18 protein-coding genes are annotated in these 21,865 nt (G+C 70.7%); 13 read left to right on the forward strand and 5 right to left on the reverse strand.

What is annotated here, in order from left to right:
* Window positions 1–572, forward strand: a 572-nt coding sequence (locus VGR06_RS07815; RefSeq protein WP_327558296.1) for a zinc-binding dehydrogenase, incomplete at its 5' end; no start/stop codon positions are given.
* Window positions 573–585: 13 nt separating this feature from the next.
* Window positions 586–1,440, forward strand: a complete 855-nt coding sequence (locus VGR06_RS07820; protein WP_327558297.1) for an SMP-30/gluconolactonase/LRE family protein — start codon at window positions 586–588, stop codon at window positions 1,438–1,440.
* Between the two features lie 6 nt (window positions 1,441–1,446).
* Here VGR06_RS07820 and VGR06_RS07825 read toward each other — a convergent pair whose 3' ends face one another.
* Window positions 1,447–2,175, reverse strand: a complete 729-nt coding sequence (locus tag VGR06_RS07825; protein WP_327558298.1) for an EF-hand domain-containing protein — start codon at window positions 2,173–2,175, stop codon at window positions 1,447–1,449.
* A gap of 2 nt (window positions 2,176–2,177) precedes the next feature.
* Between VGR06_RS07825 and VGR06_RS07830 the strand changes: the two genes are divergently transcribed.
* The 8 genes from VGR06_RS07830 (at window position 2,178) to VGR06_RS07865 (ending at window position 15,622) form a co-directional block, all read left to right on the forward strand.
* Window positions 2,178–2,354 carry a hypothetical protein gene (locus VGR06_RS07830; protein WP_327558299.1) on the forward strand — a complete coding sequence of 59 codons (177 nt, stop codon included), beginning with the start codon at window positions 2,178–2,180 and terminating at the stop codon, window positions 2,352–2,354.
* 259 nt (window positions 2,355–2,613) lie between these two features.
* A complete protein-coding gene (locus VGR06_RS07835) occupies window positions 2,614–3,516 on the forward strand; it encodes a sugar ABC transporter permease (RefSeq protein ID WP_327558300.1) in 903 nt (300 codons plus the stop codon).
* Window positions 3,513–4,397, forward strand: a complete 885-nt coding sequence (locus VGR06_RS07840; RefSeq protein WP_327558301.1) for a carbohydrate ABC transporter permease — start codon at window positions 3,513–3,515, stop codon at window positions 4,395–4,397. Before VGR06_RS07835 ends, VGR06_RS07840 begins: the two co-directional genes overlap by 4 nt.
* Window positions 4,394–6,343 (forward strand): DUF6807 family protein, encoded by a 1,950-nt coding sequence (locus VGR06_RS07845; protein ID WP_327558302.1) that lies wholly within the window; start codon window positions 4,394–4,396, stop codon window positions 6,341–6,343. Before VGR06_RS07840 ends, VGR06_RS07845 begins: the two co-directional genes overlap by 4 nt.
* Window positions 6,344–6,349: 6 nt before the next feature.
* Window positions 6,350–7,666 (forward strand): sugar ABC transporter substrate-binding protein, encoded by a 1,317-nt coding sequence (locus tag VGR06_RS07850; RefSeq protein ID WP_327558303.1) that lies wholly within the window; start codon window positions 6,350–6,352, stop codon window positions 7,664–7,666.
* 37 nt (window positions 7,667–7,703) lie between these two features.
* The gene (locus VGR06_RS07855) at window positions 7,704–10,808 is read left to right on the forward strand and encodes a hypothetical protein (protein WP_327558304.1); all 3,105 of its coding nucleotides are present in this window, start codon (window positions 7,704–7,706) and stop codon (window positions 10,806–10,808) included.
* Window positions 10,809–11,424: 616 nt separating this feature from the next.
* Window positions 11,425–12,372, forward strand: coding sequence for a pectate lyase (locus VGR06_RS07860; RefSeq protein WP_327558305.1), 948 nt, complete (start codon window positions 11,425–11,427; stop codon window positions 12,370–12,372).
* A gap of 121 nt (window positions 12,373–12,493) precedes the next feature.
* Complete coding sequence (locus tag VGR06_RS07865) at window positions 12,494–15,622, forward strand: substrate-binding domain-containing protein (RefSeq protein WP_327558306.1); 3,129 nt, start codon at window positions 12,494–12,496, stop codon at window positions 15,620–15,622.
* A gap of 144 nt (window positions 15,623–15,766) precedes the next feature.
* Here the strand turns inward: VGR06_RS07865 and VGR06_RS07870 are convergent, their stop codons facing one another.
* Window positions 15,767–16,264 carry an AarF/UbiB family protein gene (locus VGR06_RS07870; RefSeq protein ID WP_327558307.1) on the reverse strand — a complete coding sequence of 166 codons (498 nt, stop codon included), beginning with the start codon at window positions 16,262–16,264 and terminating at the stop codon, window positions 15,767–15,769.
* A gap of 12 nt (window positions 16,265–16,276) precedes the next feature.
* Entirely contained in the window at window positions 16,277–17,149 is an 873-nt protein-coding gene (locus tag VGR06_RS07875) for an SAM-dependent methyltransferase (protein ID WP_327558308.1), read from the reverse strand.
* Window positions 17,150–17,240: 91 nt separating this feature from the next.
* Here VGR06_RS07875 and VGR06_RS07880 point away from each other — a divergent pair, with 91 nt between their 5' ends.
* A complete protein-coding gene (locus tag VGR06_RS07880; RefSeq protein ID WP_327558313.1) occupies window positions 17,241–17,864 on the forward strand; it encodes a trimeric intracellular cation channel family protein in 624 nt (207 codons plus the stop codon).
* A 100-nt stretch (window positions 17,865–17,964) separates the two neighbouring features.
* Here the strand turns inward: VGR06_RS07880 and VGR06_RS07885 are convergent, their stop codons facing one another.
* Window positions 17,965–19,005, reverse strand: coding sequence for a GNAT family protein (locus VGR06_RS07885; protein WP_327558309.1), 1,041 nt, complete (start codon window positions 19,003–19,005; stop codon window positions 17,965–17,967).
* Window positions 19,006–19,085: 80 nt separating this feature from the next.
* Between VGR06_RS07885 and VGR06_RS07890 the strand changes: the two genes are divergently transcribed.
* Window positions 19,086–20,345, forward strand: a complete 1,260-nt coding sequence (locus VGR06_RS07890) for a phenylacetate--CoA ligase (RefSeq protein WP_327558310.1) — start codon at window positions 19,086–19,088, stop codon at window positions 20,343–20,345.
* Window positions 20,346–20,392: 47 nt separating this feature from the next.
* On the opposite strand, the gene VGR06_RS07895 is transcribed toward VGR06_RS07890, so the two are convergent.
* On the reverse strand, window positions 20,393–21,133 hold the full coding sequence (locus tag VGR06_RS07895) for an enoyl-CoA hydratase/isomerase family protein (RefSeq protein WP_327558311.1): 741 nt from the start codon (window positions 21,131–21,133) through the stop codon (window positions 20,393–20,395).
* A 74-nt stretch (window positions 21,134–21,207) separates the two neighbouring features.
* On the opposite strand from VGR06_RS07895, the gene VGR06_RS07900 reads away from it, so the two are divergent.
* Window positions 21,208–21,837, forward strand: a complete 630-nt coding sequence (locus VGR06_RS07900; protein ID WP_327558312.1) for a LysE family translocator — start codon at window positions 21,208–21,210, stop codon at window positions 21,835–21,837.
* Window positions 21,838–21,865: the final 28 nt, after the last annotated feature.

Here is a 21,865-nt window from a genome sequence, read left to right on the forward strand (position 1 = left end):
TGGAGCCGGCCGCCTGCGTCGCCGCAGCCTGCCTCAAGGCGGCGCCGGTACCGGGCGAGCGGGTCGCGGTGGTCGGCGCCGGCACGCTCGGCCTGCTGGCCGTCCAATTGCTGCACGCCGGCGGCCCGGCGGAGCTCGCCGTGGTGGTGCGCCGGGCGTACCGGGTGGAGCTGGCCCGGCGCTGCGGCGCCACCGACGTGCTCACCCTGGACGACGTGGACCGGCTGGCCGGCCGGTACGACGTGGTGGTCGAAGCGGCGGGCACCAGCGGGGCCGCGCGGGCGGCGGTGCGGCTCGCGCGCCGGGGCGGGCGGGTGGCCCTGACCGGGATTCCGCCCGTCGACGACGATCCGCCGACCCCGACCGAGCTGGTGCTGGGCGAGATCACCGTGCACACCGTGTTCGGCGCCCCGTCGCGGGCCTGGACGCACGCCGTGCGCGCGTTCGCCTCCGGCGCGCTCGACCCGGCCATGCTGGTCACCCACGAGGTCGGCCTCGACGACGTGACCGACGCGTTCCGCCTGCTGGCCGACCCGGCGGCCGGCGCGGTCAAGGTGCTGCTGCACCCCTGAAGAGAGGTCTGCGATGGAGCAGATCACCGATCCGCTCGCCGAGCATGGCGAAGGTCCGGTATGGCACGCGGGTTGGCCGGGGCTGCGCTGGGTGGACATGCTCGCCGGCGACGTCCTCGAGCTGGACCCGGGCACCGACCGGGTGAGCCGGCACCACGTCGGCGTGGTGGCGGCGGCGCTGCGGCCGTGCCCGGACGGCCGGGCGGTGATCGCGGTCGAGCGGGGGTTCGCCCTGGCCAGTGCGGATCTCGGCACGGTGCGACCGTTCGGCGAGCTGTGGGTGGACCCCGGCATCCGGATGAACGACGGCGACTGCGACCCGGACGGCCGGTTCTACTGCGGATCGATGGCCTACGACGAGACACCCGGCGCGGGGAGACTCTTCCGGCTCGAGCACCACGGCGCCACGACCGTGGTGCTCACCGGGGTGACGATCTCCAACGGCCTGGCCTGGAGCCCGGACGGCGGCACCGCCTACTACATCGACACCCCCACGCACCGCGTCGACGCGTTCGACTACGACGAGCGGCGCGGGCTGACCGCACGGCGCACCGTGTTCGACATTCCGGTGGACGCCGGCGCCCCGGACGGCATGACCGTCGACACCGAGGGCCGGCTCTGGATCGCGCTCTGGGGCGGCGCCGCGGTGCGCTGCTACCAGGCCGACGGCCGCCTCCTGGAGCACCTCGCGCTGCCGGTCACCCAGGTCACCGCGTGCACGTTCGGCGGCCCCGGCCTCGACGAGCTGTACGTCACCACGTCCCGCCAGACCGTCCCGCCCGGTGAGCAGCCCGAGGCCGGCGCCCTGTTCCGGGCCCGTCCGGGTGCCCGAGGGCTGCCGGCGCGGCAGTACGTGCCCGGCGTGTAGCGGGGGTCAGGGCGTCTGGCCCATCATCGCCGTGCCCGGGGTGGCCGGGTCGTCGCTGAGCATCACCGCGGCCACGCCGGCCTCGAACTCCGCCCGGCTGATCCGCCCGTCGCCGTCGGTGTCCAATTGGTGGAAACCCGCGAGTATGGCCTGCTGGTCGGTTATCGCGACCGACAGCAACGACACATATTCGTCCTCGGTGATAAAGCCGTCGTCATCGGAGTCGACCGCTTCGGCGACGGTGGCGGCGGTGCGACCCAACTTCTCGGCAAAGTATTCGGCCGGGTCACCATCCTTGTAGGCCGAGGCGAACTCCTCAAGGGTGATCCTGCCGTCGTGGTCGGTGTCCAGGTCCCGGCGCAGTTGTTCCCACCAGGACTGGAAGCTCTCGCCGATCGACTGCCCGGCCTCGCTGTCCGCGGGGATGGCGAACTGGGCACAGATCTGTTGGGCGATCGCGTCGAAGTCCGCCTTGGTGACCACGCCGTTGCCATTCGCGTCGAGCCGGTTGAAAACGGCCGCGATGTTCCGATCCTGGATACCGCCGATCTCCGTGGTCATAACCGCCCCTTCCGCAAAGGACACCAATAATGTCATCGTATCCAGCGGGCGGGCGCGCCGCAGTCGGGCAATTGAGTGAAGCAATTCGCTCAATCGGATGTACTGGCCACCGGAAAACCCACCTTCCGTGCGCTCGGTGCGGTTGCGATAAAGCCGGTCGTCGCGATCCCTCACCGTTGCGCTGGCTCATCGGTGTCGAGCTGAACCGTCACAGCGAGACCACCGGCGTGAAGCTGTCCGAGGTCGCCGAGCGGACACCGACTGCGATGAATGCCCCGTTCAGTGCGCCAGCCGCACTGAACGGGGCATTCATCGCACCATCTGCTGGCTTCGGGGATCGTAATTTCTGGTGAGCACGCTGGTTGGCGCAAAATAGCTCCATTGCCGGCCGTGCCGGACGCGGAAAGCGCCGGTATCCCGTGGACGCGTGCCACGCCTACGCCAGGGCGGAACACAGCTACGCGAACGCGGGACACGCCCGGGATCACGGGTTGTCACGAGGTCGTCCTCGTGAGGCCACGGGCGACGCCATAGTCCACACGCTGTGCGCGATTGTCCACATGATCTTGCCTAGCCTCGGCACGTGACCGCGGCAGAACGGAGAGGCGCCCCATGGCAGTCGCCGAGGTGATCCCGCGGCGGCGCCGCGGACCCTTGACGCCGTACCTGCTGATCGCGCCCGCGGTGCTGGCCATGCTCGGCTTCCTGGTCTACCCGATGGCCAGCGTCTTCTACTACAGCCTGCAGAACTACACGGTGAACAAGCCGTGGGAGAACGGCTTCGCCGGGCTGGACAACTTCCGCCGGATGCTGGCGCACGACCCGCTGTTCTGGCAGAGCCTGGGGTTCACCGCGAAGTGGGTGCTGGTCGAGGTCGGGCTGCAGCTGCTGCTGGGCCTGCTGCTGGCGCTGATCGTGAACGAGACGTTCGTCGGCCGCGCGGTGTCCCGGGCGCTGGTGTTCTCGCCGTGGGCGGTGTCCGGGGTGCTCACCACCGGGATCTGGGTGCTGCTCTACAACCCGACCACCGGCGTCTCCCGCTACCTGGCCGACCTGGGGCTGATGGGCTACGGCGCGGCGCCGCTGGCCAACCCGGACATGGTCTTCGGCGCCGCCGTGCTCGCCGAGCTGTGGCGCGGCGTGCCGTTCTTCGCCATCCTGCTGCTCGCCGACCTGCAGACCATCCCGCGGGACCTGTACGAGGCCGCGTCGGTGGACGGCGCCAGCCGGCTGCGCCGGTTCCGGCACGTGACGCTGCCGCATCTGAAGGACGCGATCATCCTGGCCACGCTGCTGCGCGCGGTGTGGGAGTTCAACAACGTCGACCTGCTCTACACGCTCACCGGCGGCGGCCCCGCCCACCAGACCACGACGCTGCCGCTCTACGTGGCCGCGACCGCCGCCCAGTCACACGACTTCGGCTACGGCGCGGCGCTGACCACCGCCGGCTTCCTGATCCTCACGTTCTTCTCGGTGCTGTATCTCAGGTTGAGCAAGTTCGGGGCGCGGACATGACCCTGCTCGCCGCCACCCGACCCGCTCCCCCGCGGGCCCCCGAGCCGCCGGTGCCCGTCCGGCGGCGGGGGCCGCAGCGGCCCAGCCGGTGGCAGATCTATGTGCCGCTGGGCATCTACCTGCTGTTCACGCTGGTGCCGTTCTACTGGATGGTGGTGTTCGCGGTCCGCCCGCGCGGCTCCGCGTCGCTGCTGCCCTGGCCGGTCACCACGGAGAACTTCGAGACCGTGTGGAACGGCCTGGGCTTCGCGGTGTTCTTCCAGAACAGCCTGAAGGTCGGGGTGGCCTCGCTGCTGGCCACCACCGTGGTCGCGCTGGCCGGCGGGTATGCCTTGGCGCGCTACAACTTCCGCGGCAAGACGGTGTTCCTGGTGGCGATGCTGTGCACGCAGTTCATCCCGGGCGCCATGATGCTCATCCCGCTGTTCGAGACGTTCCGCACGCTGGACCTGGTGAACTCGCTGTGGAGCCTGATCATCGCGGAGACGGTGTTCCAGCTGCCGCTGTCGCTGATCCTGCTCGGCGGGTTCATCCGCAACATCCCGGTGGAGCTGGAGGAGGCCGCCTGGGTGGACGGGTGCTCGCGGCTGCGCGGCTTCCTGGTGGTGGTGCTGCCGCTGCTGCGCCCGGGCCTGGTCGCGGTCGGCTCGTTCGCGTTCATCCACAGCTGGAACAACTTCCTGTTCGCGCTGATGTTCGTCAGCGAGCAGGACAAGTACACGATCCCGGTGGGCCTGGCGTTCACGCTCGGCGAGTTCGGGGTGGACTTCGGCGCGCTGGCCGCGGGCGGGGTGGTCGCCGCGGTGCCGGTGGTCCTGGTGTTCGCGGTGATCCAGCGGTACCTGGTGCAGGGGCTGTCGGCCGGGGCGGTGAAGGGATGATCACTCCACAGGGGCCGGTGCCGGTGGTGCTCGCCGGTGCCCACGGGCACGGCCGCTGGCACCTGGACAACCTGCGCCGGCTCACCGCCGCGGGCCTGGTGCGGCTGGCCGGGGTGTGCGACGTGCTGCCGGTGCCGGCGGAACGCCTTGCCGGGCTGGGGAATCCGGAGCAGTCGGCGGACCTGGCCGGGCTGATCGAGCGCACCGGCGCGGAGATCACCATCCTGGTCACCCCGATCCACACGCACGCCGAGCTCGCCACCGCGGCGCTGTACGCGGGCTCGCACCTGCTGCTGGAGAAGCCGCCGGCCGGCGCCATGGCCGACTACGAGCGGATCGTCGAAGCGGTTCGACTGACCAGGCTGGCCTGCCAGGTGGGCTTCCAGAGCCTCGGCTCGGACGCGATCCCGTACCTGCGCAAGGTCATCGCCGACGGAGGGCTCGGCCGGGTGCGCGGCATCGGGGTGGCCGGCGCCTGGGACCGCCCGTCCAGCTACTTCTCCCGGGCGTCCTGGGCCGGGCGGCGCCGGCTGGGCGACATCCCGGTCACCGACGGCGCGCTGACCAACCCGTTCGCGCACGCGATCGCCACGGCGCTGGCGGTGGCCGAGGCCGAGCAGTTCGGCGCGGTGGCCGAGATCGAGGTGGAGTTGTACCGGGCCAACCCGATCGAAGCGGACGACACGTCGTGCCTGCGGCTGCGGCTGGCCACCGGCATCGAGATCACCGTGGCGGTCACGCTGTGCGCGCCGGGCCGCAGCGAGCCGTACCTCACCGTGCACGGCGAGTCCGGTTCGGCCACCCTGCGCTACACCCTGGACGAGGTGCGGTTGGGCCAGAACCGCACCGTGCACGCCCGGACCGACCTGCTGGAGAACCTGATCGCGCACGTGCGCACCGGCGCCCAGTTGCTGGCCCCGCTGGCCCGCACCGGCGCGTTCATGCAGGTCGTCGAAGCGGTTCGACAGGCGCCCGACCCCACCCCCATCCCGGCCGAGCTCCAGCTCGACGGCGGGGCGGGCGGGCGGGTGCTGCCCGGGATCGTGGAGCTGACCGAGCGCAGCGCCGAGCGGCTCGCTCTCTACTCCGAGCTGGACGTGCCCTGGGCGCCCGCCGAGCAGTCGATCCGCGTCGACGGCCGGGAGGTGGCGCGCTACCAGTGGCAGCCGAAGCTCTCCGCGACCCTCGCCCCGCGGCCGTACCTGCACCCGGTGCGCACGCTCGGCGGGGTCGAGGTCAGCGAGTCCGGACCGGCCGACCACCCGCACCACCTCGGCGTCGGGGTGGCGATCGCCGACGTCGGCGGCGTCAACTTCTGGGGCGGCCGCACGTTCGTGCCCGGGCAGGGCCCGACCTGGCGCGGGGATCACGGCACCCAGCGGCACCTGGGCTTCGCCAGCCGCACGGCCGACGGGTTCGTCGAGCACCTGGAGTGGCTCGGCCCCACCGGCACCGCGCTGCTCCGCGAGGAGCGCGCCGTCGCCGCGCGCCCGCTCGAGCACCCGGACCATTCGCTCACCGCCAGCGCGTGGGTGCTCGACTTCACCTGCACGCTCACCAACCTCACCGCCGGCCCGGTGGAGATCCGCAGCTCGGCGACCAAGGGCCGGGCGGGCGCCGGGTACGGCGGGTTCTTCTGGCGGGCCCCGAACGCGGCCACGCCACGGTCGGTGTTCACCGCGCACTCGGCGGGCGAGCACGCCGTCAACGGCACCCGGGCCCCGTGGGTGGCCCTGGGCAGTCCCAAGTGGACATTGATCTTCCAGCAGGTCGGCTCGGCGGACCCGTGGTTCGTCCGGACCGAGGAGTATCCGGGAATCGGGGTGGCTCTCGCCTGGCACGAGCCCACAGTGCTGGCCGGTTCCCTGACCAGACGGGTGATCACGATCGTCGCCGACGGACGACTCGACCGTGACCTCGCTGCGGCACTGGCGACGGAAAGGTAGGCGGTAATGGGTACATCGCGCTGGTTGGCGGCGACCGCGGCGTTCCTCGCGGCGGGCCTCACGCTGGCCGGCTGCGGCTCGGACTCGGGTTCGAGCGGCAGCGGCGGCACCACCCAGATCACGTTCTGGGACGACAACGGCGGGCCCGCCCGCACCCCGGTGTGGCAGCACATCATCGACGAGTTCCAGAAGGCCAACCCCACGATCAAGGTCGAGTACGTGGGTATCCCAATCGCCCAGACCCAGCAGAAGTACGACACCGCGATCGCCGGCGGCGGGTTACCCGACGTCGGCGGGGTGAGCACAGCCATGCTGGCGAACCTGGTGCCGCAGAAGGCGTTGGACACGGTGGACGACCGGATCTCGGGCAGCTCGCTGAAGGGCAAGCTGAGCGAGCCCGTGGTCGCCACGGTCCGCTCGACCATCCCGGACAACAAGCTCTACATGGTGCCGATGTCCACCAACATCGGGATGTACTGGTACCGCACGGACTGGTTCGGCACCGCCGGGCTGAAGGCGCCGGAGACCTGGTCGGACTTCTTCGGCGCGGTGGACAAGCTCACCGACAAGGGCAAGAACAAGTTCGGCTTCACGATCCGCGGCGGCGCCGGGTCCATCGCCCAGATGCTCGAGGTGATCTACGGCCAGTCCGGCATCACGTCGATCTTCGACAGCTCCGGCAAGTCCACCGTCAACGACTCGAAGAACGTGGCGGCACTGCAGAAGCTCGTCGCGCTGTACAAGAAGAACACGCCGGAGGCGGACGCCACCAACGACTTCCCGAAGATGGTCGCCCAGTTCGACGGCGGCAACATCGCGATCATGCAGCACAACCTGGGCTCCTACAACGACCACGTGAAGGCGCTCGGGGCGGACAAGGTGGCCGCGTTCGCGGTGCCCAAGTCGGACGCCGGTTCACGGACCATAGTGTCCAACCCGGTGTCCGGCATCGGCGTGTTCGCCACCGGCAAGCACAAGGACGCCGCGTTCAAGTTCGCCGAGTTCGCCGCCAGCAAGGCGATGAACAGCTACTGGGCCGAGAAGACCGGCGTGCTGCCGGCCAACACCGAGGTGTTCAACGAGCCGTGGCTGGGCAAGCTGCAGCACATCGCCGAGGCCAACAAGGCGCTCAACGACTCCGGCACCAAGCTCGTGCAGTTGCCGTACTACCTGCCCGAGTTCAACGCGATCACCAAGACCGACACCGAACCGCTGTTCCAGAAGGTGCTGCTGGGCCAGATGTCCGCGCAGGACTTCCTGAACCAGTTCGCGGCCAAGTTCACCGACGCTCAGGCGAAGTACAAGCAACGCAACGGCGGCTGAGGCTGACCGGGCGGGGCGGGACGAGGAGGTCCCTGCGATGAAGCGCGCTTTGATTCTGGCCACCGCCGCGGCCGTCGTGCTCGGGTTGACCGGCCCGCCCGGAGCGAACGCGGCACCGGACAGCCATCTCCCGCTCGGTCGCCAGGTGCTGCCGGCGAACGACGGCTGGGCGGCCGAGGGCACCGGCACCACCGGCGGTTCGGCCGCGCCGGCCGAGAACGTCCACACGGTACACACCAGGGCCGAGCTGGTGGCCGCGCTGGCCGCGCCCGCACCGAAGATCATCCAGGTAAGCGGCACGATCGACGGCGCGGAGGACGACGGGGGCGGGATGCTGTCCTGCGACGCGTACGCCACCGGCGGCTACACGCTGGAGTCCTACCTCGCCACCTACGATCCCGCGGTGTGGGGCCGGGACCGCGAGCCGGCCGGCCCGCTCGAGGACGCCCGGGTGGCCTCGGCGGCCAACCAGACCCGGCATATCAAGCTGAAGGTCAGCAAGGACACCACGATCGTCGGCCTCGGCAGCCACGCGGTCCTCAAAGGACTGAACCTGCACGTCGACAAGGTGAACAACGTCATCATCCGCAACCTCAACTTCGTCGACGCGGCCGACTGCTTCCCGCAGTGGGACCCGACCGACGGCGCCACCGGGGCGTGGAACTCCTTGTACGACAACGTTTCGCTGACCGGCGCGACGCACGTGTGGGTGGACCACAACACGTTTACCGACGGGAACAACCCGGATTCCGGGCTGCCGCGCTACTTCGGCGAGGAGTTCCAGGTGCACGACGGCGAGCTGGACATCACCAACGCGTCGAACTTCGTGACCGCGTCCTGGAACAAGTTCCTCGACCACGACAAGACCATGCTGATCGGCTCGTCCAACACGTCCACCACGGACCCGGGCAAGCTGAACGTCACCGTGCACCACAACCTGTTCGGCAACACGCTGCAGCGGCTGCCGCGGGTCCGGTTCGGCCAGGTGCACGTGTACAACAACTTCTACGTCATCCCGGACCCGTCGACGTTCGTCTACGCGCTCGGCGTCGGCGTGCAGTCGAAGCTCTTCGCCGAGAGCAACGCGTTCGCCCTCGGCACCGGCATCGACCCGGCCGGGCTGCTGTTCGACTGGAGCGGCACCACGCTCACCGCGCGGAACAACGTGCTGCAGAACGGGTTGCGGTCCACGCCGGTCGACCTGATCGGGGTGTACAACGCCGCGCACGACCCGGACTTCGGCACCGACGCGGGCTGGACGCCGACCCTGCACACCCGGATCGACTCGCCGCGCGCGGTGCCGTTCCTGGTACCGATCTTCGCCGGCTCCGGCCGGGTGTTCGGGGCTCCGGAGAGCCAGGTCCGGCCCGCGGCGCTGACCGAAACCACCGCGCCACAACAGGTCGAGCGGCTGGACCGCGGGCTGATCAGCATGCGCTCCGGCGACGGGAACTTCCTGAGCTGGCGGCTGCTGGCCACCGACGAGCCCGGCACCTCGTTCAACGTGTACCGCGACGGCCGGAAGGTGAACGTCAAACCGCTGACCGTCTCGAACTTCCGCGACGCCGGCGCCCCGGCCGGGGCGACCTACACCGTGCGGCCGGTGGTGGGCGGCGTGGAGTCGGCCTCCGTTGCCGCGGAGAAGCCGTCGATGCGCTTCGACACCGCGCGCGATGACGCCGGAATCCTGGCCAGCAGCATGGACGTGCCGATCCAGGTTCCGGGTGGTGGCACCACGCCGGACGGGGTGTCCTTCACCTACACCGCCAATGACGCGAGCGTCGCCGACCTCGACGGCGACGGGCAGCTGGAGATCGTGCTGAAGTGGGATCCCACGAACTCCAAGGACAACTCGCAGGACGGCTACACCGGCAACGTGTTCGTCGATGCCTACAAGCTCAACGGGCAGCGGTTGTGGCGCATCGACCTCGGCCGCAACATCCGGGCCGGCGCGCACTACACGCAGTTCCAGGTGTTCGACTACGACGGTGACGGCCGCGCCGAGGTGGTCATGAAGACCGCGGACGCCACCCGGTCCGGCACCGGCCAGGTGATCGGCAACGCCAGCGCCGACTTCCGCAACTCCGCCGGCCGGATCCTCTCCGGACCGGAGTTCCTCACCGTGTTCCGCGGCACCGACGGCGCCATCCTGGCCACTGCGGACTTCGTGCCAGCGCGCGGAACCGTGTCGTCGTGGGGTGACTCCTACGGCAACCGGGTGGACCGGTTCCTCGCCGAAACGGCCTTTGTGGATGGTTCGCGGCCGAGCATCATCATGGCCCGCGGCTACTACACCCGCACCGTGATCGTGGCCTGGGACTGGCGCAACGGGGCGCTCACCCGGCGCTGGACGTTCGACTCCAACTCCTCCACCAACGGCTCGGCCTGGACCGGCCAGGGCAACCACCAGCTGTCCATCGCGGACGTCGACGCCGACGGCCGGGACGAGATCATCTACGGGTCCATGGCCGTCAACGACAACGGCAGCGGCCTGTGGGTCAACGGGCTGGGCCACGGCGACACCCTGCACGTGGGTGACCTGGTACCCGGCCGGCCCGGGCTCGAGATGTTCAAGCCCGACGAGAACACCGGCAGCCCGGCGGACTGGGTGGCGGACGCGCGCACCGGGCAGACCCTGTGGCGGTCGGCGTCCTGCGGCTGCGACAACGGCCGTGGCGTGGCCGCGGACATCTGGTCCGGCAACCCGGGCGCCGAGGTCTGGTCGTCGGCGGTCGGCGGGCTGCGCAGCGCCAGCAGCGGCGCGCAGCTGTCCAGCCACAAACCGTCCTCGACCAACTTCGTGATCTGGTGGGACGGCGACGCGACGCGCGAGCTGCTGGACGGCACGCATATCGACAAGTACGGCACCGGCGGCGACACCCGGCTGCTGACCGCGTCCGGCGTGCATTCCAACAATGGCACGAAGTCCACCCCGTCGCTGGCCGCCGACATCCTCGGCGACTGGCGCGAGGAGGTCATCTGGCCGACCTCGGACAACCGCGCGCTGCGGATTTTCTCCACCACGGATCCGACTAGCATCTCGCACGTGTCCCTGCTGCAGGACCGCCAGTACCGCGAGGCGGTCGCCTGGCAGAACACCGCGTACAACCAGCCGCCACACCCCAGTTTCCGGATGGGGTGAACAAGGCTTACCCGTGTCTCATTCAAAATGATCACGGTTTACGGAGGACAAGGCTCGCTGGTTGGTCGGTAGGGCCGACCACTCGGGCAGGCACGGCTGTTTCAAGATCGTCTAAGTGGTTGCTGTTGATGATGGGACTGTGGTGACGTCAGGTACTCCAGTGACGCCGAAGTTGTGCGACGAAGGACGCCTTCGTCACGCTGAGCGTGACAAAGGACGCCTTCGCCGCACTCACTCCACAGTAGACACTCGGTTGCCGCGGAGTTCCAGCACCATCGGCCCGCCATCGGCCTCGGGTAGCACCGCCTGACCTGCCGCTCAAACGATCTTGGAACAGCCCTGCCCGGGCGGGCCAGCGTGCCGTGCGGTGTTCGCAGCTGTGGTCGCCTTGGCTGAGCTGGTCACTGGACCGATCGCTCGGGGAGACCTCCGGCCTGCCGTCGCGACCGGTAGCGAACACCGCCCGGCGGCCCACTCTCGCTGGGTCGGCATTTTGAATGTCCCTCGGGCGAGACCGCTATAGTCCACAAATCGTTCGCGATTATCCATGAACGTTTCTCTAGCGTGGTAGTCGAGGGGTCAACGAAGATTCCACGGCAGAAACGGAGAGCGCAACATGCTTAACGCGATCGCGAGGCGAACAATCGCCGGCGCCGCCGTTGTGACATCGGCGGCGGCGCTGACGGTGTGGGCGGCGGGGCAGGCGGCCGCCGTCGGCTCACCGACCGGGTTCGGCGCCGGCACCACCGGTGGCGGCACCGCCACCCCGGTCACGGTGACCACCTCCACGGCGCTGATCAGCGCCATGCAGTCCAGCTCACCGGCGGTCGTCCGGGTGAGCGGCATGATCACGATCAGCGGCATGCAGCGGGTGGCGGCCAACAAGACGATCATCGGGGTCGGGTCCAGCTCCGGAATCGTCGGCGGCGGGCTCAATGTCCGAGGCGTCAGCAACGTCATCATCCAGAACCTCAACTTCCGGGGCTCCTCGGACGACGCGATCAACGTCGAGACGTCCACCCGGGTCTGGATCGACCACAACACGCTGTCCGCCGCGCATGACGGCCTGGTCGACATCAAGCACGCCGCGGACTTCGTCACGGTCTCGTGGAACAGGTTCTTCAACCACGACAAGACAATGCTGCTCGGTCACAGCGACAACAACGCCAGCGAGGACCGCGGCCACCTACGGGTGAGCTACCACCACAACTGGTTCGACGGCACCAACCAGCGGCACCCGCGGGTGCGGTTCGGCAACCCGGTGCACGTCTACAACAACTACTACGGTGGGGTCACGAGCTACGGCGTCGCGTCCACACTCGAGGGCGGCACCCTGGTCGAGGGCAACTACTTCGACAACTCCCGCGACGCCTTCCACTGCGGTGAGGGCAGTTCCCCGCCCGGTGCGCTGGTGGCCCGGAACAACACGCTGGTCAACTCGGCCGGGTCCACCTCGGGGTGCACCGGCAGCGTCAACGGGATCCCGTACTCCTACACGCTGGACCCCTCCGCCAACGTGAAGTCGATCGTGACGAGCGGGGCGGGCGTAGGCAAGGTCGCCTGACCCGGCATTCTCGGCAACACTGCGGCCCCCGCCCCAGCCTCCCGGGCGGGGGCCTTGCCATAGCGCGGCCCTTATGTAAACACTGTGTTGCTGAGAGTCAACGGGGACGGCGAGGGCAGGCATGGACCGGCTGACCATCGGCCTGGTCACGGCGAACATCCACCTCGGGGTCGGAGCGACCCTGTGGTCCGGGGTGCTGGACGCCGCATGCCGCCATGACGTCAACCTGATCTGCCTGCCCGGCGGCGAGGTCCGCACCGCCGAGGCGCCGCCCAACCTGGTCTACGACCTGGTGGCGCCGGACCTGCTGGACGGCCTGATCTGCTGGGCGTCCACGCTCGGCCTGCCGGCCGGGCACGAGCGGACGGCGCGGCTGGCCCGCCGGTTCGGGCGGCTGCCGATGGTCAGCGTGAACGGCGCGTTCGGCGACGACCAGCCGCTGACCCTGGACAGCTACCGCGGCATGGCCAGCGCCGTCAACCATCTCATCGAGACCCACGGCCGGCGGCGGCTGGCGTTCGTGCGGGGGCCGGTGGCCAACCCGGTCACCGCGGAGCGGTACCGCGCCTACACCGACACCCTGGCCCGGCACCGGATCCCGCTGGACGCCACGCTCGTGTCCTCGCCGGTGGACTTCCGCACCGAGGCCGGCGCCGCGGCCATGCGGGTGCTGCTGGACGCGCGGGGGCTGCGGCCCGGCCGGGACTTCGACGCGGTGGTGGCCACCAGCGACTTCCTGGCCGCGGACGCGCTGCGCGTGCTGAACGCGCGCGGCGTGCGGGTGCCCGAGGACGTGGCGATCGTCGGGGTGAACGACGCACCGGAGGCGCGGCTCGCCGACCCGCCGCTGACCTCGGTGTCGATGCCGTTCGCCGAGCTCGGCGAGCTGGCCGTGGAGACGCTGCTGTTCCGGATGGGCCGGCTGCCCGCGGTGAACCGGCCGGCGCCGGCCTCGACGCTGGTGATCCGGCGCTCCTGCGGGTGCGCGGGCGAGCCCGCCGGGCGGCTGCCGGCCCCCGTGCACGACCAGCTGAACGCCGCGCTCGATCGTGATCTCCTTGGAGAAAGCGCATTCCTGGCCGAGGTGGACCGGCTGATCCGGGCCTCCCGGATGCGCAGCCACGAGACCGACGCCTGGGACGCGGCGCTGCTGGACCTGCGCCGGCGCGCGCTGGACCGGGGCGGGGACGCGGCCCGGGTCGAGCGGCTGCTCGGGTCGGCCCGGCTGGTGGTCGCCGACGCCGGGCGCCGGCTGGTGGAGTTCGAGCGCTGGCAGGCGGCGCAGACCTCGCGGCGGCTGCGGGAGCTGGGCGCCGCGCTGTCCTCGGTGGTCGACCTGCCGGCGCTCACCGACGCGCTGGAGCGGCACCTGCCGGGGCTGGGCATCCCGCGCTGGCACCTGGCCCTGGACCCGCCGACGCTGGCCGGCGTGCCGCAGCCCGGGCACCGGCACGCCACCGTGGCCGAGCCGCTGTACGTGCACGACGAGCTGCTCGGCTTCGGGCTGTTCGAGGTCGGGCCGCGGGACGGCGCGGTGTACCGGGCGCTCGGCGACCAGATCGGCGCCGCGCTCAAGGAGATCAAGCTGTTCGGCGCGGTACGGGACGCCCGGGACGCCGCGGAGAAGGCGAACCGGATCAAGACCACGCTGCTGTCCAGCGTCAGCGACGAGCTGCGCACCCCGGTCGAGGGGATCCTCCGGCACGTGGCGCGGGCACTGGAGTCCGTCGAAGCGCTGCACCACGCGCCGCCGGACCTGCTGGACAGCCTCAAGGAGATCAACGTCAGCGCCGAGCACCAGCTCGGGGTGATCTCCGACCTGCTCGACCTGACCCGCGCCGAGATCGACACCCTGGACCTGTCCGCGGAGCTGCTCGATCCGAAGGCGTTGCTGGAGGACGTGTTCCGCACCCGGCTGCCCACCGCGCTGCCGCTCATCCAGGCCGACCCGCGGCGGCTGCGGCAGGCGCTGGTGACCCTGCGCGGCAGCGCCGACCGGCTGGCCACCGGCCGGGCCACGGTCAGCGCCGACGTGCTCCTCCCCCACCTGCGGATCCGGGTGGAGTGCGCCGGCGACACCGGCACCGGCCTCGCGCTGCCGATCACCCGCCGGCTCGTCGCGCTGCACAACGGCACGCTGCGGTTCGAGCCGGGCCCCGGCGGCGGCACGTTCCACGTCGCGCTGCCGCTGCCCACCCCGGACGGACAGCCGGGCAACGGCGACGGCTCGCTGCTGCTGGCCGGCGGCGCGCTGGCCGCGGAGCGGGCCAACCCGGTGGGCTGCCGGCTGGGCCTGCCGGTGCGCCGGCTGCACGCGGGCGAGGACATCGCCGCGATCCTGGACGAGCACCGGCCGGCCGCGGTGGCCTGGGACCTGGCCGACGCCGGGCCGGAGGACTGGTCGGTGGTGCGGCACCTGCACGAGCACCCGCGGCTTCGCCGCACCCCGTTCCTGGTCTACGGCCCGGCCGGCGCCCGCGACCTGGCGGCGGCGGTGACCGCGGCGCGGCCGCCAGGATCCACCGGGCCGATCGTGATCGTCGACCCGGACACGCACGCGTACTACCGCCGGCTCGCCACCCAGGCCCGCCCCGGCTACCCGGTCCTGGTGGCCGGCGACGGCACCACCGCGCTGTCGCTGCTCGGCGGCGAGGTGCCGAGCCTGCTCGTGGTCGCCCAGACGCTGCCCGACATGGACGGCTTCGACGTGCTGGACCGGCTGCACGGCGACGCCCAGCTCCCCGACCTGCCCGCGATCGTCCTCTGTGGAGGGTCGATCGCCGCCTCGGACGTGCAGCGCGCCGAGCCGCACGGCCGCGCGGTGCTGCTCGGCCGGGGCATCCTCGCCGAGCCCGAGCTGGTGGAACTGTTCGGCCGGATGCTCACCCCGGGCAACCCGCTGCCGCACCGCAGCAGCCTGCTGATCAAGCACGCGCTGGCATACCTGCACCAGCACTACCACCACCAGATCACCCGCCGGCAGGTCGCCCAGGCGGCCGGGATGAGCGAGGACTACCTGAGCCGGCTGTTCCACCGCGAGCTCGGCCTGTCCCCGTGGGACTACCTGAACCGGCTGCGGATCCAGCAGGCCAAGGAACGGCTCCGGGAAAGCGACGACAGCATCCAAATGGTCGCCCGCCGGGTCGGCTTCCACGACCGGGCCTATTTCAGCCGAATCTTCCGGAAACTCACCGGAGTCCCACCCCAGGCTTTCCGGGAGTCTCCGGAGATCACCCGCCCCTGGCGCTGATGGTGCGATGAATGCCTCATTCAGTGCACTGAGCGCAGTGAATGAGGCATTCATCGCACGTAGCGGCGGCACAGGAGGCGGCGCTCGGCGATGAGCTGGGTGGCGAGGTCGTCGCTGGGGCGGGCCCGTATGACTGACTGACGGTCAGTCATACATTTCGGGGAGGGTGTCATGAGTCAACGCGCGCTGCTGGGCGCGGTGTTCGCCGGCACGTTCATCGTTCTCGTTCGCCATGGCGGTGCGAAAGTCACGGAGCAGGTCCGCCTCACGGGTCAGGTCGAGCTGTGCCCGGATGCTCTCGGCCAGCTGGGTCGCGATGCCGGTGACCGGCACGCCCCGCAGCGGCGGCAACTCCGCCAGGATGCGGGCGAGGCGCTCGAGCATCGCCAGGTCGAGGTTCAGCGACCGCTCGATCCCCGGCCGGCGCACCTTGACGGCGACGTCGCGGCCGTCGATGGTGACCCGGTAGACGCAGGCGATGCTGCCGGCGCCGAGCAGGCTGGCCGGCGCACCGGCGAACACCGCGAGCGGCGATGCCGGCAGCGGGCGGACCCGGTCGTGCAGCCGGGCCAGCGCGTGGCAGACCCGCGGCGGCAGCAGGTCCGCCCGCGTGCGGCGTGCTCGATGGGAAAGCAACGTCACGTTGCTTTCCTTCTATGGAGTGAGCGTGACGTTGCTTTCCTTCCGGCCCACCGAGAGCACGGCGAGGTCGGAGGCGCGCAACGGGTCGGAACGGTTCCACAGTTCTGCCGGGACGGCGTCGCGCTGCGGGACGTGCTCGACCGGCTCGAGGCCGCACTTCCGCATCATCGCCGCCATCTCGCCCGGGTCGAGGAATGTCAGCCAGGGCTCGCCGTGCTCCGCGGCCACCGGTGCCACGAGGTCCACATAGGACTGACCGGCCGTGTCCCGCAGGTGCTCGGGAAGCATGTGGTCCACGACGATCTCGCTACCGGGCGCCAGACCTCCCACCACCGCGAGGGTTTCCGCGATGGCGTCCCGGGTCAGGTACATCGTGACGCCGAGCCAGCTGACCAGGGCCGGGCGGGCGTCGTCGAACCCGTGGTGTGCCAGGCGGTCCGCCAGCGCGTCGGTCTCGAGATCCACCGGTGTGAACACGACCGTGTCCGGCACCGCGATCCCGGCCGCGGCCAGCAGGCCGCGCTTCCACCGCTGGGTGTCCGGATGGTCCACTTCGAACACCCGGATCCCGTGCGGCGAGCGGTAAGCGTAGGAGTCGAGCCCGGCGCCGAGGATCACGTACTGCACGACGCCGCGCCGCACGGCCGCGGCCAGCCGGTCCTCGGTGTAGCGGCTGCGCGTGGTGACCGCCGCCCGCGCCCCGGCCAGGACCGGGTGCGCGCCGTGCTGGCGGTGGTAGCCGACGAGGTCCTCCGCCGCGGCCCCGAGCAGCGGGTACGCCAGCGGGTCGGCGAAGATCAGCGGTTCGCTGTCGACGATCAGGTGGGCCGCGCGCGCCGCCGCCGCGGTCATCGCGGTCTGGCTTGGTTTTCCGTCACCAATCACGGCGCGAGAATTTACCTGACTAATTCAGCAGCATATCACAAAACAATTTCTTTCGAAAGTGGCGGGCCGTCACAATGCCGTACCGTGCACAATCGTGCTGGTCGTGCTGGAGATGCTGGGGTTGGCCGCGTTCGCCGCGTCCGGAGCGCTGGCCGCGGTGCGCGGGAAGCTGGACGTGTTCGGCGTGGTCGTGCTGGCCCTGACCACCGCGCTCGGCGGCGGGATCATCCGGGACGTGCTGCTCGGCATCCACCCGCCGACGACCCTGCGCGAATGGCCCTACCTCGCGGTGCCGGCCGCCATCGCGCTCGCCGTCTTCGGCTTCCACCCGCAACTCGCCCGGCTCCGCCGTGCCGTCCTCCTGGCCGACGCGGTGGGCCTCGGCCTGTTCACCGTCGCCGGTACCGCCACCGCACTCGCCCATGACGTGCCCGTCTACTCCGCCTGCCTGATCGGCATGACCACCGGCATCGGCGGCGGCGCCCTGCGCGACCTCCTCCTCCAGCAGGTTCCCCTGGTACTGCGCCGGGAGATCTACGCGCTGGCCGCCCTCGCCGGCGCGGTGCTCGTCGCCGTCGGGCTGGGCGCCGGGCTCCCGGACGAGCTGGTCACCGCGTGCGGGGCAGTGCTGATCGTGGCGATCCGGTTGCTCGCCTTGTGGCGGCACTGGAACGCCCCCATCGCGCCCGGCGTCGAGGACAAGGGATACGCCTGATGGACCAGCCGAGCACAGACCAACCGCACCTCAGGGGACCGTGACGGCGCCCAGCCACAATCAACCCGACAACCGCACCATTCGCTGGAACGCAACCGCGTTAAGAATTCCGGAGAGGCGGATCAGTGCGCAGGATCCCGTACACCGCGAGGTCGCGGCGCCGGCCGTCGCGCACCTGGGCTCCGCGGATGGTGCCGTCCAGCCGGAAGCCGGCCTTCTCGAGCGAGCGCCGCTCGGCGTGGTTGTCGACGTCGGTCCCGGCTTCGACGCGGTCGAGGTCGGTGGTGGCGAAGAGGTGCTCGGCCAGGAGGCGTTGGGCCGTGGTGCCGATGCCGCGACCGCGGGCGGCGGTTTTCAGGGTGATGCCGATGTTCCAGGCGGCGCAGCCGAACGTGTTGCCGTAGTCGACCGCGTGCCAGCTCATGATGCCGAGCAGGGCGCGGGAGCCGGCGTCCAGCACGGCGCCGCGGAACACGGTCGGCGGCGTGGCCGGGGAGGTCCGCGGGTCGGGGTCGACGCCGAAAGCGTCATCGGAGGCGGCCATGACCTCCGCGCGGTCACCGGGAAAGGCCCGCGCCAGCGCCACGTTGGAGCGCTGGGCGAGGACGGTGCGCTTGGTGTCCCAGTGGGCCTCGGTGCGGAGGATGGCGTAGATGTACATGTCCCGGGGTTCGCCGGCGCGCACGGAGACGCCGCGGAGCACGCCGTCGCGGCGGAAGCCGAGCCGCTCGAGACCCCGCCAGCCGGGCACGTTGGCCACGTCGGTGATCGCTTGCACCCGGTTCATCTCGGTGGTGTCGAACAGATGCCGGACCAGCAGCCGGCCGGCCGCGGTGCTCAGCCCGCGCCCGGTCGCCACCGGCAGCAGGTGGATGCCGATGTTCCAGGCGGTGCCGGACACGGTGAGCGAGTAGGGGACCGGGCGCCAGGTCATCGTGCCGAGCAGCTCGCCGGTCGCCAGCTCGACCAGCGCCACGGCAGACCTGGTGACCTGGAACGGAACCGGACGGTCGTCCGGGTCGTCGTCGTAGGTCTGGTCGCAGCGGGCCTGCACAGCCTCCCTCTCGCCGGCGAACAACTCGGCCAGGGCGAGCTTCCCGTCCGTGGCCAGGAGGGCACGCTCGGTGCGCGTCAAGGACATGGCGTACACGATATTGGACTCTCAGTGATCTTGCGGTAAGAAAGGGGCGCACATTCCCCAACACCGACGGTGGTGAAGTAATGACAACCCTGCAGCCGACCTCCGATGTCGCCGCCGGGGTACTGGAGCCCGCGGCGCTGCGTGCGACGCTGGCGCAGGTCATGGCCGGGTCGGCCTACCTGCGCGGGAAGCTCGAGGCGGCCGGGGTGCGGCCGGAGGAGATCACCAGCCCCGAGGACCTGAGCTCGTTACCGTTTACCACGAAGCAGGAGCTTCGGGAGACCCCGCTGCTCGAGTACGCGGCGGTCCCGGCCGAGCGGATCGTGCGCATCCACGCCTCGTCCGGCACCACCGGCCGGCGCACCATCTGCGGCTACACCGCGCAGGATCTCGAGGACTGGACCGCGATGTTCGCCCGGTGCTTCCGGTACGCCGGGCTGACCCCGGCCGACCGGGTGCAACTCGCGGTGGGCTACGGGCTGTGGACGGCGGGCGTCGGGTTCCAGGCCGGCGCCGAGCGGGTGGGCGCGATGGTCGTGCCGACCGGGCCGGGCAACACCGAGATGCAGCTGGAGATGATGCGCGAGCTGGGCAGCACGGTGGTCTGCGCCACCTCGTCGTATGCGCTGATGCTGGCCGAGCTGGTGGACAAGCGGGGGCTGCGCCCGGAGCTGGCGCTGCGGGTCGCGATCACCGGTTCGGAGCGGTGGGGTGAGGCCACCCGCGCGCGGATCGAGTCGCTGCTCGGCGTGGAGACGTTCGACCTGTACGGGCTGACCGAGCTGTGGGGGCCGGGCACCGGCGTGGAATGCTCGCGGCACGACGGCATCCACCTGTGGAGCGACCACTACCACACGGAGATCATCAACCCGGAGACGCTGGCCCCGGTGGCGCCCGGCGAGGTCGGCGAGATCGTGGTGACGACGCTGAACAAGCAGGCCACGCCGCTGATCCGGTACCGCACCCGGGACCTGTCGTACCTGTACCCGGAGCCGTGCCCGTGCGGCAGCCCGTTCCCGCGGATCGGCCGGGTCCTGGGGCGCTCCGACGACCAGATCAAGGTGCGCGGCGTGATCTTCCTGCCGATGCAGGTGGACACCGTGCTCGCCGACCTGCCCGGCGCCGGCCCCGAGTTCCAGGCGCACGTCAGCCGGGACACCTCGGGGCGGGACACGCTCACCATCAAGGTGGAGGCCGAGTCCTCCGCGGTCGCCGACGAGCTGGCCCGGCGCCTGCACGACAAGATCGGCCTCCGGGTCGAGGTCGAGCCGGTGGAGCCGGGCTCACTCCCCCGCAGCGAGCGCAAGACCCAACGCGTCTTCGATCACCGCGAGCTCTAACACGAACGTCGAACTCGGTTGCTGGAGCGTCGAACTCGCGCGGCGGGTTATTTGCGGCGGGAGGCCCAGGCTTGTTTGGCGAGTTCGACGTCGGGTTCGCGTAGGCAGTTGGCAATGATCTCGCGGGCGCGGTCGTAGGCGCTGTCGAAGGGCAGGTCGAAGGCGGTGCGGACCTGCTCCTTGATGCCGAGGGCGGCGCGGTGCGGCACGGCGGCGTAATGCGAGACGATCTCGCGGGCCGCGATGGCGAATCCGCTGGCGGGCAGGATGTGGTCGGCCAGGCCCAGGGCGAACGCCTCGGCGGCGTCGACGGGTTTGCCGGACAGTGCCAGGCGCAGCGCCCGGCCGGTGCCGACGAAGCGCGGCAGGCGCCAGGCGGCCATGCCCGGCGGCAGACCCTCGAGCGCGGCGGGTAGACCGAGCGTGGCGTCCTCGCTGACGATCCGGATGTCGCAGGCCAGCGCGAGCTGCAGCCCGCCGCCGAGGCAGTACCCGTGGATCTGCGCGACGACGATGGCCGGCAGCCGCTCCAGAGTGGTGAACGCCTGCTCCTGCAACGAAAAGAACTCCGGCGGCATCCCGTGCTCGCCCATCATGTCCAGATCCAGACCGGCACAGAACGCCCGGCCGGCGCCCCGGATCAGCACGACCCGCGGCGGGTCCACAGCCAGCTCGGAAACGACGTCCGCCAGCTCACGCACCCAGTCCAGGTTCATCGCGTTGAGCTTGTCCGGCCGGTTCAGCAGGATCTCGGCGACCGCGCCGTCTCTCCCCGAAGTGATGGTCACGCGCGGAGTCTAGGGTCAGCCTGACCAGCACCGATGGGTAAATTTCCCTTGACCGCCACGGATAGGCTGCGGGCATGCCCCACCTGTCCACGATTCTGCTGTTCGCGGCGGCCACGATGGCCGTGCTGCTCGTGCCCGGCCCGGCCGTGGTGTACATCGTGACCAGGAGCGTGGCGCAGGGGCGAGTGGCCGGCCTGGTGTCGGTGCTGGGAATTCACGCGGGCACGACCGTGTACGTGATGGCGACGTCGGCCGGGCTCTCGGCGCTGCTCACCGCGTCCTCGACGGCGTTCCAGATCGTCAAGTATCTCGGCGCCGCCTACCTGATCTGGCTCGGCATCCAGAAGCTCCGCGCCCGCGGCGACGCCGACCCGGCCGCCGGGCAACCTCCGGCGTCCCTGCCCCGGATCTTCGGCCAGGGCATCATCGTCAACATCCTCAACCCCAAGACCCTCATCTTCTTCGCCGCGTTCCTCCCCCAGTTCGTCGACCCGGCGCGCGGCCCCGTCGCGTTCCAGCTCGCCTTCTTCGGGCTGGCGTTCATCGTGCTCGGCATCGCCAGCGACGGCACCTACGCCCTGCTCAGCAGCGCCCTCGCCACCCGCCTGCGCCGAACCACCCGCGCCCGCCGCCGCCTCGACCGCTCCAGCGGCATCGTCTACCTCGCCCTCGGCACCTTCGCCGCCACCCTCCGCGAGGCCTAACCGGCGCCGAGGTGCGGCTCCAGCAGGT

Origin of the sequence: Actinophytocola sp., assembly GCF_036002505.1 — a bacterium.
Classification (GTDB): Bacteria; Actinomycetota; Actinomycetes; order Mycobacteriales; family Pseudonocardiaceae; genus DASYTH01.

Excerpts from the sequence above, each read along its gene's own strand:
- VGR06_RS07820 (WP_327558297.1), top strand. The coding sequence starts at position 586 with ATGGAGCAGATCACCGATCCGCTCGCCGAGCATGGCGAAGGTCCGGTA.
- VGR06_RS07835 (WP_327558300.1), top strand. The coding sequence starts at position 2,614 with ATGGCAGTCGCCGAGGTGATCCCGCGGCGGCGCCGCGGACCCTTGACG.
- VGR06_RS07840 (WP_327558301.1), top strand. The coding sequence starts at position 3,513 with ATGACCCTGCTCGCCGCCACCCGACCCGCTCCCCCGCGGGCCCCCGAG.
- VGR06_RS07845 (WP_327558302.1), top strand. The coding sequence starts at position 4,394 with ATGATCACTCCACAGGGGCCGGTGCCGGTGGTGCTCGCCGGTGCCCAC.
- VGR06_RS07850 (WP_327558303.1), top strand. The coding sequence starts at position 6,350 with ATGGGTACATCGCGCTGGTTGGCGGCGACCGCGGCGTTCCTCGCGGCG.
- VGR06_RS07855 (WP_327558304.1), top strand. The coding sequence starts at position 7,704 with ATGAAGCGCGCTTTGATTCTGGCCACCGCCGCGGCCGTCGTGCTCGGG.
- VGR06_RS07860 (WP_327558305.1), top strand. The coding sequence starts at position 11,425 with ATGCTTAACGCGATCGCGAGGCGAACAATCGCCGGCGCCGCCGTTGTG.
- VGR06_RS07865 (WP_327558306.1), top strand. The coding sequence starts at position 12,494 with ATGGACCGGCTGACCATCGGCCTGGTCACGGCGAACATCCACCTCGGG.
- VGR06_RS07885 (WP_327558309.1), bottom strand. The coding sequence starts at position 19,005 with ATGTCCTTGACGCGCACCGAGCGTGCCCTCCTGGCCACGGACGGGAAG.
- VGR06_RS07890 (WP_327558310.1), top strand. The coding sequence starts at position 19,086 with ATGACAACCCTGCAGCCGACCTCCGATGTCGCCGCCGGGGTACTGGAG.
- VGR06_RS07900 (WP_327558312.1), top strand. The coding sequence starts at position 21,208 with ATGCCCCACCTGTCCACGATTCTGCTGTTCGCGGCGGCCACGATGGCC.